The 14,957-nt window shown below is 43.9% G+C and carries 16 protein-coding genes; 14 read left to right on the forward strand and 2 right to left on the reverse strand.

Annotation, left to right across the window (positions count from 1 at the left end; genetic code table 11):
- The first annotated feature begins 64 nt into the window (after window positions 1-64).
- Complete coding sequence (gene rho / locus HNQ43_RS03210) at window positions 65-1,201, forward strand: transcription termination factor Rho (RefSeq protein WP_244957029.1); 1,137 nt, start codon at window positions 65-67, stop codon at window positions 1,199-1,201.
- A 33-nt stretch (window positions 1,202-1,234) separates the two neighbouring features.
- Here the strand turns inward: rho and HNQ43_RS03215 are convergent, their stop codons facing one another.
- The gene (locus tag HNQ43_RS03215) at window positions 1,235-2,413 is read right to left on the reverse strand and encodes a DUF349 domain-containing protein (RefSeq protein WP_183374705.1); all 1,179 of its coding nucleotides are present in this window, start codon (window positions 2,411-2,413) and stop codon (window positions 1,235-1,237) included.
- 149 nt (window positions 2,414-2,562) lie between these two features.
- On the opposite strand from HNQ43_RS03215, the gene HNQ43_RS03220 reads away from it, so the two are divergent.
- The gene (locus HNQ43_RS03220) at window positions 2,563-3,477 is read left to right on the forward strand and encodes an alpha/beta fold hydrolase (protein ID WP_183374707.1); all 915 of its coding nucleotides are present in this window, start codon (window positions 2,563-2,565) and stop codon (window positions 3,475-3,477) included.
- Here the strand turns inward: HNQ43_RS03220 and deoD are convergent.
- The gene (gene deoD / locus HNQ43_RS03225; RefSeq protein WP_183374709.1) at window positions 3,458-4,177 is read right to left on the reverse strand and encodes a purine-nucleoside phosphorylase; all 720 of its coding nucleotides are present in this window, start codon (window positions 4,175-4,177) and stop codon (window positions 3,458-3,460) included. The genes HNQ43_RS03220 and deoD overlap by 20 nt on opposite strands.
- Window positions 4,178-4,355: 178 nt before the next feature.
- On the opposite strand from deoD, the gene rnmV reads away from it, so the two are divergent.
- From rnmV to dusB, 12 genes are read left to right on the forward strand one after another with little or no spacing between them, the layout of a single operon-like run.
- A complete protein-coding gene (rnmV, locus tag HNQ43_RS03230) occupies window positions 4,356-4,880 on the forward strand; it encodes a ribonuclease M5 (protein ID WP_183374711.1) in 525 nt (174 codons plus the stop codon).
- A 2-nt stretch (window positions 4,881-4,882) separates the two neighbouring features.
- Complete coding sequence (rsmA, locus tag HNQ43_RS03235; RefSeq protein WP_239461019.1) at window positions 4,883-5,785, forward strand: 16S rRNA (adenine(1518)-N(6)/adenine(1519)-N(6))-dimethyltransferase RsmA; 903 nt, start codon at window positions 4,883-4,885, stop codon at window positions 5,783-5,785.
- Complete coding sequence (gene ispE / locus HNQ43_RS03240) at window positions 5,724-6,554, forward strand: 4-(cytidine 5'-diphospho)-2-C-methyl-D-erythritol kinase (RefSeq protein ID WP_183374713.1); 831 nt, start codon at window positions 5,724-5,726, stop codon at window positions 6,552-6,554. Before rsmA ends, ispE begins: the two co-directional genes overlap by 62 nt.
- A gap of 10 nt (window positions 6,555-6,564) precedes the next feature.
- A complete protein-coding gene (locus HNQ43_RS03245; RefSeq protein WP_183374715.1) occupies window positions 6,565-6,774 on the forward strand; it encodes a DUF1146 domain-containing protein in 210 nt (69 codons plus the stop codon).
- 2 nt (window positions 6,775-6,776) lie between these two features.
- Complete coding sequence (locus tag HNQ43_RS03250) at window positions 6,777-7,703, forward strand: rod shape-determining protein (protein WP_183374717.1); 927 nt, start codon at window positions 6,777-6,779, stop codon at window positions 7,701-7,703.
- The gene (locus tag HNQ43_RS03255; RefSeq protein WP_183374719.1) at window positions 7,700-8,761 is read left to right on the forward strand and encodes an MraY family glycosyltransferase; all 1,062 of its coding nucleotides are present in this window, start codon (window positions 7,700-7,702) and stop codon (window positions 8,759-8,761) included. Before HNQ43_RS03250 ends, HNQ43_RS03255 begins: the two co-directional genes overlap by 4 nt.
- Window positions 8,762-8,805: 44 nt before the next feature.
- Window positions 8,806-9,327, forward strand: coding sequence for a hypothetical protein (locus tag HNQ43_RS03260; protein WP_183374721.1), 522 nt, complete (start codon window positions 8,806-8,808; stop codon window positions 9,325-9,327).
- 21 nt (window positions 9,328-9,348) lie between these two features.
- Window positions 9,349-10,515 (forward strand): tRNA lysidine(34) synthetase TilS, encoded by a 1,167-nt coding sequence (tilS, locus tag HNQ43_RS03265; RefSeq protein ID WP_183374723.1) that lies wholly within the window; start codon window positions 9,349-9,351, stop codon window positions 10,513-10,515.
- Window positions 10,516-10,542: 27 nt separating this feature from the next.
- A complete protein-coding gene (gene hpt / locus HNQ43_RS03270) occupies window positions 10,543-11,085 on the forward strand; it encodes a hypoxanthine phosphoribosyltransferase (protein ID WP_183374725.1) in 543 nt (180 codons plus the stop codon).
- 14 nt (window positions 11,086-11,099) lie between these two features.
- Complete coding sequence (gene ftsH, locus HNQ43_RS03275; RefSeq protein ID WP_183374727.1) at window positions 11,100-13,052, forward strand: ATP-dependent zinc metalloprotease FtsH; 1,953 nt, start codon at window positions 11,100-11,102, stop codon at window positions 13,050-13,052.
- A gap of 25 nt (window positions 13,053-13,077) precedes the next feature.
- Window positions 13,078-13,959: an Hsp33 family molecular chaperone HslO gene (hslO, locus tag HNQ43_RS03280; protein WP_183374729.1), complete on the forward strand. Its 882-nt coding sequence runs from the start codon at window positions 13,078-13,080 to the stop codon at window positions 13,957-13,959.
- The gene (dusB, locus tag HNQ43_RS03285) at window positions 13,946-14,932 is read left to right on the forward strand and encodes a tRNA dihydrouridine synthase DusB (RefSeq protein WP_183374731.1); all 987 of its coding nucleotides are present in this window, start codon (window positions 13,946-13,948) and stop codon (window positions 14,930-14,932) included. The genes hslO and dusB overlap by 14 nt, the downstream gene beginning before the upstream one ends.
- Window positions 14,933-14,957 lie beyond the last annotated feature (25 nt).

Genomic DNA, 14,957 nt, shown 5'->3' on the forward strand with positions numbered 1-14,957 from the left:
CATCCCCTTTTTAGTTATTATAAAACAAGAAATAAATTTTTTGTCAGAGAAAGAAGGATCTGAATTGGAAAACACAAAAGGAATCTTAGAAGTATTGCCGGATGGATTTGGCTTTTTAAGAGGAGAGAATTACCTTTCAACCGAAAATGATGTATATGTATCTCCTTCTCAAATCAAATCCTTGCGTCTTCGGACCGGAGATGTGATCGAAGGAGAACCGCGCGAGAAAAAAGAGAATGAGAGATACCGTTCTTTGATGCGGGTTGACACCATCAATGGCCATACGGTCGATGAGGCATTCCGCCGAAAGAAATTCGATCATTTAACCCCTGTTTTTCCTAATAAAAAATTGAACATGGAGACTCCGGATGGAAATCTGGCGATGCGGATCATTGATTTATTGGCACCGATTGGAAAGGGGCAGCGTGGATTGATTGTTTCTCCGCCCAAGGCAGGGAAGACGACTTTACTGAAAAATGTCGCAAATTCCATCATCAAACGTACCCGAACCGTTAAGATGATCATCTTGTTGATTGATGAAAGACCGGAAGAAGTCACAGATTTTCGTGATTTTATCCGCGAACATAAGGCCCAGGATCGTGTCGATGTGATCTATTCTACGTTTGATGAATTACCTGAACATCATACGCGGGTAGCGGAAATGGTCTTAGAAAGGGCCAAGCGATTGGTCGAACATGGGGAAGATGTTGTCGTCCTTCTGGACAGTATTACCCGTTTGGCTCGGGCCTACAATTTAACGAGCCAGACTAGCGGCCGTACGCTTTCAGGGGGATTGGACCCTGCGTCTTTACACTTTCCGAAAAAGTTTTTTGGGGCTGCCCGGAACACTCGCGAAAAAGAAGGCGGATCTTTGACGATTCTGGCAACAGCTCTGGTTGACACCGGCAGTAAAATGGATGATGTGATCTATGAAGAGTTCAAGGGAACCGGAAATATGGAACTCGTCTTGAATCGCTCTATTTCAGAACGCAGGATCTTTCCGGCCATTGATATCTTGAAATCAGGGACGCGCCGGGAAGATTTGTTGTTGACAAAGTCTGAACAAGAAGCCGTATCGCGCATTCGTAAATCAATCAGCCGTTTAGGCAGTGAAGATGCGACCGAAAGCATTCTTGGCCTATTTTCAACTTATAAGACCAATGAGGTCCTGGTTCAACAAATTTTGGCCTCTCACAAATAAAAAGGCAACCGATGAGTTGCCTTTTTAAATGCTCTATTTGTTGATTTTTTCATCGATATCTTCGATCTGTGTCTCTAATTCTTGAATGAACTCCTCTTTTTGAGCGATTTGTTTCTCGATATCTTTCATCTCTTGTTCGGAGACAAGACCATACATAGATTCCTGAAGCCGGCTGATCTGCTTTTTCTGGTTGTTGATCAGGTCGGCCTTGCGCTGACGAGCTTCTTTCATACGATCTTGGCGCTGTTGGATGCGCTGTGCATTGGCTTTGCCCAAACCGTCAAAGTAAATATCGTTGATCTCGCGGAATTCGGCCCAGATCTTGTCGTCTTTGTTCTTTCCGCAAGAACCGATGTTTTTCCATTTCACGGCCAATTCTTTCATGGTTGCCGTGTTTTCACGACAATAATCTTCGCTGTCTTTGATGGCGCGAGCTTGCTCGATCAGGGCTTGTTTTTCTTTTAAGTTGGCATTCTGCTGCTCGTGAAGAGAATCATAAAATTCATTGCGGCGAGAATAGAATTTTTGACGGGAAGCGTTGAATTCTTCCCATAGAGAATCATTTTCTTCTTTTCCCGCAAAACCAGCTTCACGCCATTCTGTCATCAGAGTGCGGAATTTTTCGGAAGTCTTTTTCCATTCTGAAGATTCTTCCAATGCTCTTGCCTTTTGAATCAATTCTTTTTTGATTTCTTTGGCTCTTTCAAAGTTTTCATGCATTGCTTCCCACGCTTCTTGTTTGCGGTCGTAGAAAGCTTGGCGAGCAGCTTGGAATTCTTCCCATAACGCATCATCTCGTTCTTTTCCGGCGCTGGCAATCTTTTTCCATTCTTCTAAAAGGTCTTGCTGCTCTTTGGTTGCTTGTTTCAAGTCCTCAGATTTCACCAAGGCTTTAGCTTTTTCGATCAATTCGCGCTTCGCTGCTTCACTCTCTTTTTCAGCTTCTCTATACTTTGCATAGAATACATCTAAAGCAGCCTCAAAACGATTTTTGAGGTCTTCCTCGTATTCGCTTTCCCAGTAATGGATCTGGCGCCATTTTTTACGCAATTGGTTGATATGACGATTTGCTTCCTGTGGACTGTCGAATTCCTGGCTCGATTCCGCTTCGGCTACAAGGGCTTCTTTCTTTTTGATGTCCTCATCCATATCATCGTACTTTTCTTCGAAGTAATTTTCGTTCATACTAGCACCCCCTGCTTTTTGATACATATATGAAGTATAACACAAAAAATCTCATCATCTATAGAAAACGTGTATTTTTTTATGTGTTTTTGTGGGAAGAATTTACCTATATTTTTGCCGAAATATGGTATTTTTTTGGGAAGGGTGATTCAATAGAATCATAAGGGTGATACGTTATGGAAGAAATGGAATTCAAGCTTTTGATCAATGGGCAAAGCTTAGATATTTATCAAATCAACCCGTCCCATGATCCCAAAGGAATCGTTGTGATCGTTCATGGAATGGCGGAACATAAAGAGCGATATGCCAATATGATGCATGCCTTGGCAGATGATGGATGGATTGCTCTGATCTATGATCAAAGAGGGCACGGAAGAAGCGTGAAACGCTTTGAAGATCTGGGATATATGGATGATCATCATGCGCAAAAGTTAGTACAGGACCTGTCAGAGATCGTTGCCTATGCCAAAGAACAAGCTCCCAATAAACCGGTTGTCTTGTTCGGACATTCGATGGGGACTTTGGTTGCCCGTCTCTATTTGAAAAAATATGATGATACAATTGACCGGCTAGTATTGAGCGGAGCTGTTGCCGCTAATCTTTTGGCCTTGATGGGCAGCTTATTGGCAAGCCTTTTAGAAAAAATCTATGGATCTAGATACCGCAGTGCTCTGATTCAAAAAATGGCTTTAGGAGCATACGATTCAAAGTGCCCGGGGCATGGTAAAAATCATTGGCTTTCTGTGAATGCAGAAAATGTAGAGGCCTATAATAAAGAACCGTTAGACGGATTTACGTTTACCCTGAATGGCTTTTTGAATCTGTTCTGGATGATTCAACATACCTATGATCGAAAGGGCTGGCAAGTCCATAACCCGGATTTAAAGATTTATTTTTTAGCAGGAGAAGAAGATCCTGTCATCGGCTCAATCAAAAAATGGCAAAAGGCCCAAAAAGCCCTTTGCCAAAGGGGGTATCGATTTGTTTCAGGAAAATTGTATCCCCATATGCGCCATGAGATTTTTCAGGAAAAAGAGGCGCAAAAAGTCATTGAAGATCTTTTGACATTTATCAATGATCAAAACGAGTAGCGCTTTCAAGCCCCAGACAGATCATCGTATCCAGATCCTGCTGACGCTCCTGGCTGGTGAGTTCTTCGTCAGTATAGACAAAAGAATCGCTGACCGTGCATAAGCAAGCGGCTTTTTTGCCAAGGATAGCCGCGTTATGAAATAACGCAAAGCTTTCCATCTCCACGGCAGCACAGCCGTTTTGTTTGGCAAGATCGGCCGCTTTGTCATCTTCATGATAAAATACGTCGCTGGAATGGATCCGAATCGGTTTTAACGGGATCTCTAGATGTTGTGCTGTCTGGACTAGGATCTGATTGATGCCGCTATCGGGTAACTGTATGGATCTTGGATCGTCAGATTGACTTCTGGCATAGGTCGATTCGGACCATGCGGAATCCACAAGCACAACATCACGCAAGTGCAGGTCAGGGCTGTAAGCCCCGCAGGAACCAACGCGTAAAATGGTCTCAACGTTATAAAAGCGATAGAGTTCATAAGAATAGATGCCGATACTTGGCATTCCCATGCCGGAACCCATAACGGAAATTTTTTGACCCTTGTAGGTGCCGGTATAACCAAGCATATTACGAACGCTGTTGAAACAGATCGGATCTTTTAGATATTTTTCGGCGATGGCTTTGGCTCTTAACGGGTCCCCGGGCATCAATACGATCGGGGCGATTTGATCAGGATGGGCAGAATTATGTGGTGTACTCATGCGATTCATTTCCTTTCTGTTTAGACTGAGATCAAGGCAGGGTTGCGTTATAGGGTAATCGTGCTATAATGTTTCCGATTAAGGGGGTAAACAAAAGAGAACCGGCCGTCACTGTTTTTCAAAAACAGAAACCCCACTTTTGACGCTGCCTTCTCTTTTTTATTATACTTAATTTACCATGAAAGAAAAAATCAAAGAGATCCTTGTTGTGGAAGGAAAAAACGATACAAATACGCTTCAATCTTATTTTGAATGTGATACGATCGAAACTGGCGGAGACCAAGTCAGTCAAGAAACGATCGAACGAATCAAAGAAGCGCAAGCCAGGCGCGGAGTGATTGTTTTTACTGACCCAGATACACCTGGGGAACACATTCGCCGATTGATCAAAGAAGCGGTGCCGGGATGTAAACACGCATTTATTGAAAAAGAAAAAGCCAGGACGATTCGCAAAGTCGGTGTGGAGCATGCCAGCAAAGAAGACTTGTGGGAAGCATTGTCTCACTGTGTGACGTTTTCAGAAGAGACGGGATCTTTGCGTTGGGAAGATTTTGTGGATCTGGGATTGACCGGATCGAGCGACAGTGCCTTGCGGCGCGATCGGATCTGCCGTCAGTTTCATATTGGTAAATGCAATGCGAAGACTTGTTTCAAGCGTTTAAATCAGATGCAGATCACCCGGAAAGAATTGGAGAAAGAATAATTATGCAGCCTATCGCAACGATCAAGCGAACCAAAGAGATCCAAGATAAATACCAAATCTTTACGAAAAAAAACTATGGGCAAAACTTTATCATTGAACCCAAGATTGTGGAAAAGATTGCTGATTATGCGATCCAAGATCCTGACGAACTGGTTTTTGAAATCGGTCCGGGAATTGGAGCTTTGACAGAATTTCTTTGTCAAAAAGCCAAACGAGTCATCGCTCTCGAAATCGATTCTCGGCTCCCGTCCATTTTACAGGCAGAGGTCAAGGGAGATTTAACAGTGCTTCTGCAAGATGTCTTGGAAACCGATATCGATCAATTGATCCGGTCGTATCGCAAACCGAATCAGAAAGTCGTTTTTGCCAGCAATCTTCCTTATTATATTACGACCCCGATTTTGTTTCGGCTTTTTGAAGCGAAAGAGCCGATTGAAAGAATTACGGTCATGATGCAAAAGGAAGTCGGACAGCGGTTTTTGGCGGATTCGAAAGATAAAGAATACAATGCTCTTAGTGTGATCACGCAGTATCGCTGTGATATCAAGAAGGTCATGGATGTCTCCAGACATGTCTTTTGGCCGAAGCCCAATGTCGATTCGATGGTGCTGTCTTTTTCTTTTCATCATCGTTACGCTCTAGAACAGGAAGAGCTGTTTTTTGAGATGGTCAAAGCTTGTTTTCAACAGCGTCGTAAAACCATCGCAAACAACATGGGCAAATGGATCAAAGATAAAATGCAGGCAGAACAGATTTTAAAAGCGGCTGGCATTGATCCTGAAACTCGTGCTCAACAACTGGGGCTGGAAGAATTTATAAAACTATTTGATGAGGTGAAATTCTATGAAGGTGCAAGCACAGGCAAAAGTGAATCTGGCATTGGATGTCATCGGGAAACGAAATGATGGGTATCATGAATTAGATATGATCATGGCTCCAATCTCTTTATATAATGATATAGAGATCGATATTCATCCTGTTGATCAGATCACCTGTGATGGAGGAAAGATCCCGGATCATTCGACGATTCATAAAACATTGGCTTTACTGCGAAAAGAGATCGGTTTACGCAATCATTATGCGATCCATGTGTTAAAGCGGATCCCCGATCAAGCAGGCTTGGCCGGCAGCAGTGCGGATGCCGCCGCTGTTTTTCGGGCCGTGATGGCGATAGAGGGAATCGATCTAGAGTTGGTCAAACAGCTGGAATTCGCCAAACAAATCGGTGCAGACGTGCCATTTTGTCTTGTGAACCGCCTGTCTAGAGTCCAGGGAATCGGTGAAAAGATTCGAGTTTTGCCTCAAGGATGGAAACTGTCTTGCCTGATCGTCAAGCCTAGCTATGGAATATCAACGCCAGAGGCTTTTGAACGATGGCATGCGCAAGCGCCGGTCCATGTGGATGTGGATGCGGTCGAAGATGCGATCCAGAATCAGGATTTCGTCTCTCTTTGCGAGCGGATGGGAAACGCTTTGGAGAAACCTGCTTTTCAAATGCGCCCAGAATTACGAGAACTAAAGCAGAAAATGGAAGCGCTGGGTTTTGATCGAGTTATGATGTCGGGGTCGGGATCCAGTCTGATGGGATTTTTTCACGATCTGAGTCATCTCAAGCGTGCCAAAGAACTTTGTGTCGGCATGGACTGTTTTGTTGAAATCGTTACGATAGGATAGGAGGAAAGACATGGCCAATTCGATCATAGAAATTATTCTGTTTGTGGTTTGTTTTATCTTAAGCTTTTATGCTTTGAGTGCCGTCCGTTTTGAAGCGTTTTGTCGAGTGAAACAGCCTTCAAAAGTGACTTTGCTGATGTTTTTATGCGCTTTGGCCTTGGCTTATTTATGTACACAGGCTATCTTGCAGCTGACGATCTATAATGGATTGGGAGTTTAGGCATGTTTGAACGTTGGTTGGCTTTAGATGTTGGCGCCTATGAAGTGCGCCTTCACGATTATGGCCATCAAAGCGATGCCAAGACGCGGACAGTGATGGCATTTCGCCATCATGAACCGATTGCGTATGGACAGGACGCTTTGACATATATCTATAAAGATCCAAGCGTGCAGATCCGTTATCCGATCCAGGAAGGCGATGTGGATCATTCAATCAGTGATTTGATTGCCCATTGCTTAGATGTTTTAAAAAGCTCGCAGACACTCCTCAAACCTTGTGTTTGGATGGCCGTTCCTTCCGGATCATCCGAAGAGGCCTTGATGCGTTGGCAACATCTTTTATTGGATGCGGGGATCAAAAAGACAAAATTTATCACCAATGAAGAACTTCTGCAGACTAAAGAAGCTTGCTTTTTGATCCATGCCGGACATTCATATACGGAAATGGGGATCTTTGTCAACGGAACCAGGCGCGCATATAAGAAGATCTCTTTTGCGGGCAGCCGCATGGATGATCAGATCAAACGAGTGGTGGCGACCAAAACCAATTGTCTTATCTCAAACGAAGACGCTTCTGCTCTTAAACACGCAGCCAGCGATGCGTTTTGGAAAAATAAAAATGCCCGTCTTGTCTGTATGGCGATGGATCGTTATCAGCGCCTTGGCCAGATCGAAATCAGCGCTGCCGATCTGTGGCCGGCACTGGAGATGATCGAACAGCAGATCGTTCTTTGGGCTAAGCAGTGTTTTAAAGAACAGCCTTTTGAGATGAAGCAGGCTCTTTTGAAAAAAGGAATTTTTCTAGATGGGGGACTGGCCCGCTGTTTCGGGTTGCGACAATTGTTGGAACAAGCCTTCTCGTGCCCGGTGATCGCAGCAGAATTTCCGGAGTATGAGATCATAAATACTATGAAGGAGTTACGCCCATGATCGATTTACAGTGGATATGTCTGGCTTTTTTGGGAAGTTTAGTATTGACTCCCATCATAAAAAAAATATCAGAAATCGCCAAAGCATACGCTAAAGAAAACAAGCGGACAGTTCATCATGGCAAGATCTCACGCATCGGCGGAGTTGCGATCTATTTGACTTTTATTATCGTGAGCTCTTTGTTTTTGGAAGTCGATCGTGCGATCAATGGGGTGATCTTAGGCGGAAGTATTATGTTTTTTGCGGGACTGGTCGATGATTTGATCGATTTGAAACCGCGTATGAAACTGCTTTTGGAATGTATAGCGGCTGGCGTTGCGATTTATTTCGGCGTCAGTGTGGATGTGATTCGTTTACCGTTTGGCATCAGCATTGATATAGGTGTCTTTTCGGTTTTGTTTACTTTGATATGGATCGTCGGCATTACCAATGCGGTGAATCTGATCGATGGCCTCGATGGTTTGGCCGGCGGACTTTGCGTAATTGTCCTGATGATCATTGGCAGCATGGGAATCATTGAGCGTCGTTTTGATATCATGAACCTGGCTTTTGTGCTGGGGGCCAGCATTCTTGGCTTTTTGGTTTACAATGCGCATCCTGCCAGTATCTTTATGGGAGATTGCGGCTCCTTGTTTTTGGGATTCATGGTTTCTACGATCTCGATCATGGGATTTAAATCCAGTACGATCATGACATTAGCGTTGCCGGTTTTGATCCTGATGGTGCCCATTATTGATACCTTGTCTGCTATCTTGCGGCGAACCTTAAAAGGACAGCGATTTATGGAAGCGGATAAGAGTCACCTGCATCATTTGCTGATGCGCCAGTTTGGACATCGAAATACGGTGATCATCATGTGCGGCTTGACGGCTTTGTTTGGATTGAGCGCTTTTGTTTATATGCTCAATCGCAATATCGGATTTATCGTCATGCTTGTAATGTTGTTTGCGGTCGAGCTGTTTATTGAGAAATCCGGAATGATTTCCAATCATTATCATCCTTTGCTGAGTCTGGAAAGAGGCGTTCGGGCAAAGTTCAAGAAGCAAAAGACAAAATAAAGATGTGTCATGTTTTGGTCACATCTTTTTGTTTGAATGAGGATATGGAACCCCAGGACTGGATCAAAAGAAAAAATCAGCGAACTTCCGTGCAGGCCTTGGTTTGTGAAGCTGAAAAGCAAGAAAAAAAGATGCTGCAAACAATGGAGAGCCGGGAAGTCTTCGATTATATGATTTCCAAGCTGAATTTCTGCAAACGCAGACTGGCCTTTTCTTATAAAGAGGTGCAAGGCCATTATACACTCCGCAAAGGCGATATTTGTTATATCGATTTTGGACAGGCTTATGTAATGGAGATTGGATATCTGCATTTTGGCCTGATTCTTGCTTTTTGTCATCAAAAGGTTTTTGTTGTTCCTATGACAGGGAAATGTCGCGAAGACAAAGAGTATATTTTCCCGCTTGGTCAGATTCCGGGCCTTTATAAAGAATCGTATCTTTTTTTGAATGATGCCAAGTGGATCAATACAGCTCGTATTATCGATATCAAGGGGCATTTGGATCCGGAAGCCGGCCTATTTCAAACGATACAAAAAAGTGTAGTCAGATGCATTGGAGTAAAATAGCAAGAGTGATAAAATAGACCCATGGAAAAACCCAGTATTATCGGATGCTCCGGCGGTCCCGACAGCATGGCTTTATTGGATTGGATGGTTTCAAAAGGTTTCTATGTGATCGTGGCTCATGTCAATTATCAAAAACGCGAAAGCGCCTTGCGCGACGAAAAGCTGGTCAGAGCATATTGCCAAAACAAAGGTATTCCATGTTTTGTGGAGTATCCTCAGTTTTCAAAAGGACAAAACTTTCAAGCCTGGGCTCGTCAAGTGCGCTATGATTTTTTCGTGAAGCTGGCTTGCCGCTTTGAGGCTCAAGGAATCTATGTCGCCCATCAAAGAGAAGATCATTTGGAAACGTATCTTTTTCAAAAACAACGAAAGATGCTTTGTGAATACTATGGCCTCAAGCCTGTATCGTCTTATCGGGGGATCCCGTTGTATCGTCCTTTGTTGGATTGGTCAAAAAAGGATTGCGTGGCGTATTGTCAAAGAAGGAATATTGAATTTGGAATCGATGAATCGAATCAAACCGATCAATATGTTCGTAACCGGATCCGCCATCATTGTGTGGATCAGATGAGCGAAAAACAAAAAACAGATTTGCTTCATCAGATCGATACTGTCAATCGGGAATGGAAAGAGAAACAAGAAAGCGCAAGACTTTTCTTGAAAAACTGGGATCAGAAGATCGCTTCGTTAACCGACTGGTATTTCCTGGAAGAGCATCTTTATCAGCAGACGGGAGAGCGCCATGGCAAAAAAGAATGTCAGAATCTGCTTGATCAGATTCAAACGGATTGTTTGATCGATTTAAAAGATTATGAGATGGAAAGCTTTCAAGGAAAACTTTGGATCGTAAAAAAACAAGCGCCGGTCAAGATCGTTTTGCCGAAAATTCAATATGGAACTTATCCTGGATTTACCTTGGCCAATGCGGGCAGGACCATTGAAGGGGTGTCTGTGTCCTGTGATGATTTTCCTTTGACGATTCGGACAGTTCAAAAAGGAGATCGAATCGAATTGCGTTATGGAACAAAAAGGCTGAATCGCTTTTTTATTGACCGTAAGATTCCCAGGGTGATGCGAAAAAACTGGCTGGTGATGGAAAACGCTTCGGGAAGAATCATTTTTGTGCCTCAAATTGGTTGTGATGTCCAACATTTTAGTGCACAACTGAATTTATTTATGTTACAATGAATTTCGTATCTCAAGGAGGGCTTTTGGATGATTAGTCAGGATATTCAAAAGGTTTTGATCGAAGAAACCCAGATCAATGAACGCTGTAAAGAGTTGGCTGCTCAAATTGAAGCAGATTACCAGAAACGCGGACAAGTACCGGTAATCGTCGGCTTGTTGAAGGGAAGCGTGCCGTTTATGGCAGAGCTGATCAAACGATTTACTTTTCCTTGTGAGATCGACTTTATGTCAGTGAGTTCCTATGATGGCACCGAATCCATCGGTGATGTGCGCATTGATAAAGATATGGATCTTTCTTGTAAGGGACGGGAGGTCTTGATTGTAGAAGATATCGTCGATACAGGAAGAACGCTTCGTGAAGTGAAGAAGCTTTTAAAAAGAAAAGGAGCTGCCGATGTCAAAGTTGTCAGCTTGTTGGATAAACCAGAACGCCGCGTTGTAGAGATCGAAGCCGACTATATTGGCTTTCGGGTCCCAGACGAATTCGTGGTCGGGTATGGTTTGGACTATAATCAGAAATATCGAAATTTGCCGTATATAGGAGTGCTGAAACCTGAAGTCTACCGTTAGATAGGAGGATGCCTATGAAAAAATGGATCAATTATTTGCCCACTTTGTTTGTGGTTTTGATCGTCCTGTCTCTGTTTTTCTACAGTTCTCAGGGATCGACACGAACGATGAACTATACACAATTTAAAGAGATGGCAGAAGATGCCCGGTTTGGAGATACCAATGTATCAATTTCGACATCGATCATTCATGTTGATGGTGTGCTTCAAGACGGAGATTCGAATATACAGTACAGTGTGATCATTCCAAATTCAGAAGCAAATCTGGAATGGCTGGAAGATACCTTGACGGAAAACGGTGGCGAGATCACTGTGCAAGATCCAAATCAATCCAGTATTTGGATTACGCTGTTAGGCAACATTTTGCCGCTGGTGATCATCGGAGTTTTCTTTTACATCATGTTTGCGAAGATGGGCGGCGGAAGCAGTAATAAGGCTTTTGAGTTTGCCAAATCGAAAGCGCGTGTCGAAACCAATGTCAAGACTAGATTTCGTGATGTAGCGGGGTGCGAAGAAGAAAAAGAAGAAGTAAAAGAAATTATCGATTATTTACGAAGTCCCAAGAAATTTACAGATATGGGCGCTCATATCCCTAAAGGGATCTTGATGGTAGGTCCTCCGGGAACGGGAAAGACTTTGCTTGCCAAAGCCGTGGCCGGCGAGGCGAATGTGCCGTTTTTCTCGATTTCCGGCTCTGATTTTGTTGAGATGTTTGTGGGGACCGGAGCCAGCCGTGTTCGTGATATGTTCAAGAACGCACAAAAGAGCGCTCCTTGTATTGTCTTTATCGATGAAATCGATGCCGTCGGCCGCCAGCGTGGTGCCGGCATGGGCGGAGGCAATGATGAACGTGAACAAACCTTGAACCAGTTGTTGGTAGAAATGGATGGTATGACCGATAACATCGGAATCGTAGTGATTGCCGCTACGAACCGTCCGGATGTTTTGGATCCGGCCTTGTTAAGAAGCGGTCGTTTTGACCGACGTGTTACAGTCAACTTGCCGGATGTCAAAGGGCGTAAAGAGATCTTGGAAGTACATGCCCGCAATAAGAAATTGGCATCCGATGTATCTTTGGAAAATCTGGCGCGCCGCACACCAGGCTTCTCAGGGGCGGATTTGGCGAATGTTTTGAATGAAGGAGCGATTTTAGCGGTCCGGAATAAAGAAACCCAGATTACGATGACAGATCTTGATGAAGCTATTGATCGTGTCATGATGGGGCCAGCGAAAAAAAGCAAGAAATATACGGAAAAAGATAAGATGCTTGTATCGTATCATGAAGCCGGCCATGCCGTGATCGGCTTGAAATTAGAAGATGCGGATATGGTGCAGAAAGTGACGATCATTCCTCGTGGCGAGGCTGGCGGTTATAACTTGATGACGCCGCGAGAAGAAAAGTATTTCCATCGCAAGAGTGAATTTATCGCCCGCATCACAGGTTTATTAGGGGGCCGGACAGCCGAAGAGATCGTCTTTGGAGAAGTCAGTGCCGGGGCGGTCAATGATATCGAACAGTTAACGAAAATTGCGAAAAACATGGTTCGCGTTTATGGAATGTCATCCTTAGGGCCTATCCAGTATGCGGATCCGCAAGGCAATGTCTTCTTAGGAAGAGATTATACACAGGGCAGTTCTTATTCCGATGGGGTTGCGGATGAGATCGATAAAGAAGTTCGTGCCATTGTCGATGCCTGTCATCAGCAGTGTCGCCAGATCTTGACGGAAAATCGTGATTTGTTGGATCTGATTGCCAAAAATCTATTCGAGCACGAAACTTTGACAAACGAAGAGATCAATAATTTGATGAATTATGGTTCTCTGGAGGACCCTCATGCACCAAAGCCAGAACCACAACCCGAAAAAACACAACCGGATGTTCCGCCGATTCCTTCTAAAAATGCTGGCGTTGAACAAAAAGATCTGGATGATGCATTGAGTGAATTGACAAAGAAAAAAGACGTGTAAAGCGTCTTTTCTTTTGGAGGAAAAAATGAACGATACGATATGTAAAGCTTTGGTCTGCCAAGACCATGTCCGTTTGTATTTGATCCGCAGTACCGATCTGGTCCAAGAGGCCAGAGATCGTTTCGATCTGTATCCTTGTGCTTGCGCAGCTTTGGGACGAACATTATCGATAGGCTCTTTGATGGGGAGCATGTTAAAAGATGAAAAAGAGATGTTGACGATCTCGATCAATGGACATGGCCCCATTGGCTCTATCATCGTGGATGCCTATCATGATGGCAGCGTTCGCGGTTTTTGTTCGAACCCTCATGTAGATACGGAATTCAAGGAAGCGGGAAAGCTGAATGTAGGAGCTGTTGTCGGAACAGCGGGGACATTGACAGTGACGAAAGACTTGGGGATGCAGGAAAACTTTTCGGGCACTGTAGAATTGGTCAGCGGTGAAATTGGAGAAGATTTCGCTTATTACTTCACAAAGAGCGAACAGACTCCGACGGCTGTCAGTGTGGGGGTGCTGGTCGATCCTAGCGGAAATGTGATCAGCGCCGGTGCTTTGATCTTGCAGGTGCTTCCGGATGCGACAGAAACAGATATTTCGATTTGTGAGCATGTAATCGAAGGCTTGAAACCGATGAGCACGATCATTGCGGAATATGATGATGTGTCTTTAGAAAGACTGGCTGAAGATCTGTTCGAAGATGCGCATATCTTGGAATCTAAGCCAGTTCGTTTCTTCTGCCCTTGTTCAAAAGAAAGAATGGCAAGAGCTTTGGCCACATTGAAAAAAGAAGATCTGCAGGCGATGATCGAAGAAGATCATGGAGCCCAGATCACTTGTAATTTCTGCAATGAACGCTATTCATTTACGGAAAAGGAGCTGCAGGAGATCTTAGATGAAAGGCTTTGAGATTGGATCTGTCAAGATCGACAATCCTGTGATCGTCGCTCCTTTGGCCGGCGTCAGCAACATTGCGTTTCGACGTATCGCAAAAAAATTTGGAGCCGCTTTGGTATGCAATGAAATGGTCAGCGATAAAGCTCTTTATTATGCTTCACAAAAGACATTTGAAATGTGTACCTGTGATCCGGGGGAGCATCCGGTCAGCTTTCAACTTTTTGGTCATGATGAAGAATCGGTTTTGTTCGGGGCTCGCTATTTGGATCAGAATACGGAATGCGACATCATAGACTTCAATATGGGATGCCCTGTCAATAAAGTGATCAAAGCCAAGGCAGGCAGCTATTTGATGAAGGACATTGAATATGCCAAAGAATTGATGACAAAAGTCGTCAGAACGGTTTCAAAACCGGTGACCGTAAAGATGCGTATCGGCTTTGACAAAGATCATATCAACTGTGTTGAACTGGCACAGGCTTTGGAAGCCGCTGGGGTGCAGGCTGTTACGGTCCATGGCAGGACTCGTTCACAAATGTATGAGGGAAATGCAGATTGGTCGTATATCAAGAAGGTAAAAGAAGCTGTTTCGATTCCTGTGATCGGCAATGGGGATGTGCGATCGGTGGAGGATTTTCATCGGATGATGAAGGAGACTGGATGTGATGCGGTTATGATTGGACGCGGAATCATCGGGAATCCTTTCCTGATCCAAGAATGTGTGGATTCCCTGACAGGTGCACGTCATGAATATTCTATAGAAGATCGAATCGAAATCTGTTTAGAACATGCACAAGGTTTGATTCAGACAAAATCGGAAACGGTGGCGATGAAAGAGATGCGAGGGTTGGCTTCCTGGTATTTAAAAGGATTGCCGTGTGCCAAGATGTTTAAAAATCAGTGTTCATCGCTGGAAAGTTATCAAGATTTAGTCAGGATTCTTCAAGAGTATAAAAATCGATTGGATGAATACGAAGGCCATTGAGCCTTCTTTTTTTGACTTAGACAGA

The sequence above is a fragment of the Faecalicoccus acidiformans genome (genome assembly GCF_014202635.1).
In the GTDB taxonomy this organism is placed as follows: domain Bacteria; phylum Bacillota_I; class Bacilli_A; order Erysipelotrichales; family Erysipelotrichaceae; genus Faecalicoccus; species Faecalicoccus acidiformans.

Coding starts and splice junctions, on each gene's coding strand:
- HNQ43_RS03215 (WP_183374705.1), bottom strand. CDS start 2,413: ATGTATCAAAAAGCAGGGGGTGCTAGTATGAACGAAAATTACTTCGAA.
- HNQ43_RS03220 (WP_183374707.1), top strand. CDS start 2,563: ATGGAAGAAATGGAATTCAAGCTTTTGATCAATGGGCAAAGCTTAGAT.
- deoD (WP_183374709.1), bottom strand. CDS start 4,177: ATGAGTACACCACATAATTCTGCCCATCCTGATCAAATCGCCCCGATC.
- rnmV (WP_183374711.1), top strand. CDS start 4,356: ATGAAAGAAAAAATCAAAGAGATCCTTGTTGTGGAAGGAAAAAACGAT.
- rsmA (WP_239461019.1), top strand. CDS start 4,883: ATGCAGCCTATCGCAACGATCAAGCGAACCAAAGAGATCCAAGATAAA.
- ispE (WP_183374713.1), top strand. CDS start 5,724: ATGAAGGTGCAAGCACAGGCAAAAGTGAATCTGGCATTGGATGTCATC.
- HNQ43_RS03245 (WP_183374715.1), top strand. CDS start 6,565: ATGGCCAATTCGATCATAGAAATTATTCTGTTTGTGGTTTGTTTTATC.
- HNQ43_RS03250 (WP_183374717.1), top strand. CDS start 6,777: ATGTTTGAACGTTGGTTGGCTTTAGATGTTGGCGCCTATGAAGTGCGC.
- HNQ43_RS03255 (WP_183374719.1), top strand. CDS start 7,700: ATGATCGATTTACAGTGGATATGTCTGGCTTTTTTGGGAAGTTTAGTA.
- HNQ43_RS03260 (WP_183374721.1), top strand. CDS start 8,806: ATGGAACCCCAGGACTGGATCAAAAGAAAAAATCAGCGAACTTCCGTG.
- tilS (WP_183374723.1), top strand. CDS start 9,349: ATGGAAAAACCCAGTATTATCGGATGCTCCGGCGGTCCCGACAGCATG.
- hpt (WP_183374725.1), top strand. CDS start 10,543: ATGATTAGTCAGGATATTCAAAAGGTTTTGATCGAAGAAACCCAGATC.
- ftsH (WP_183374727.1), top strand. CDS start 11,100: ATGAAAAAATGGATCAATTATTTGCCCACTTTGTTTGTGGTTTTGATC.
- hslO (WP_183374729.1), top strand. CDS start 13,078: ATGAACGATACGATATGTAAAGCTTTGGTCTGCCAAGACCATGTCCGT.
- dusB (WP_183374731.1), top strand. CDS start 13,946: ATGAAAGGCTTTGAGATTGGATCTGTCAAGATCGACAATCCTGTGATC.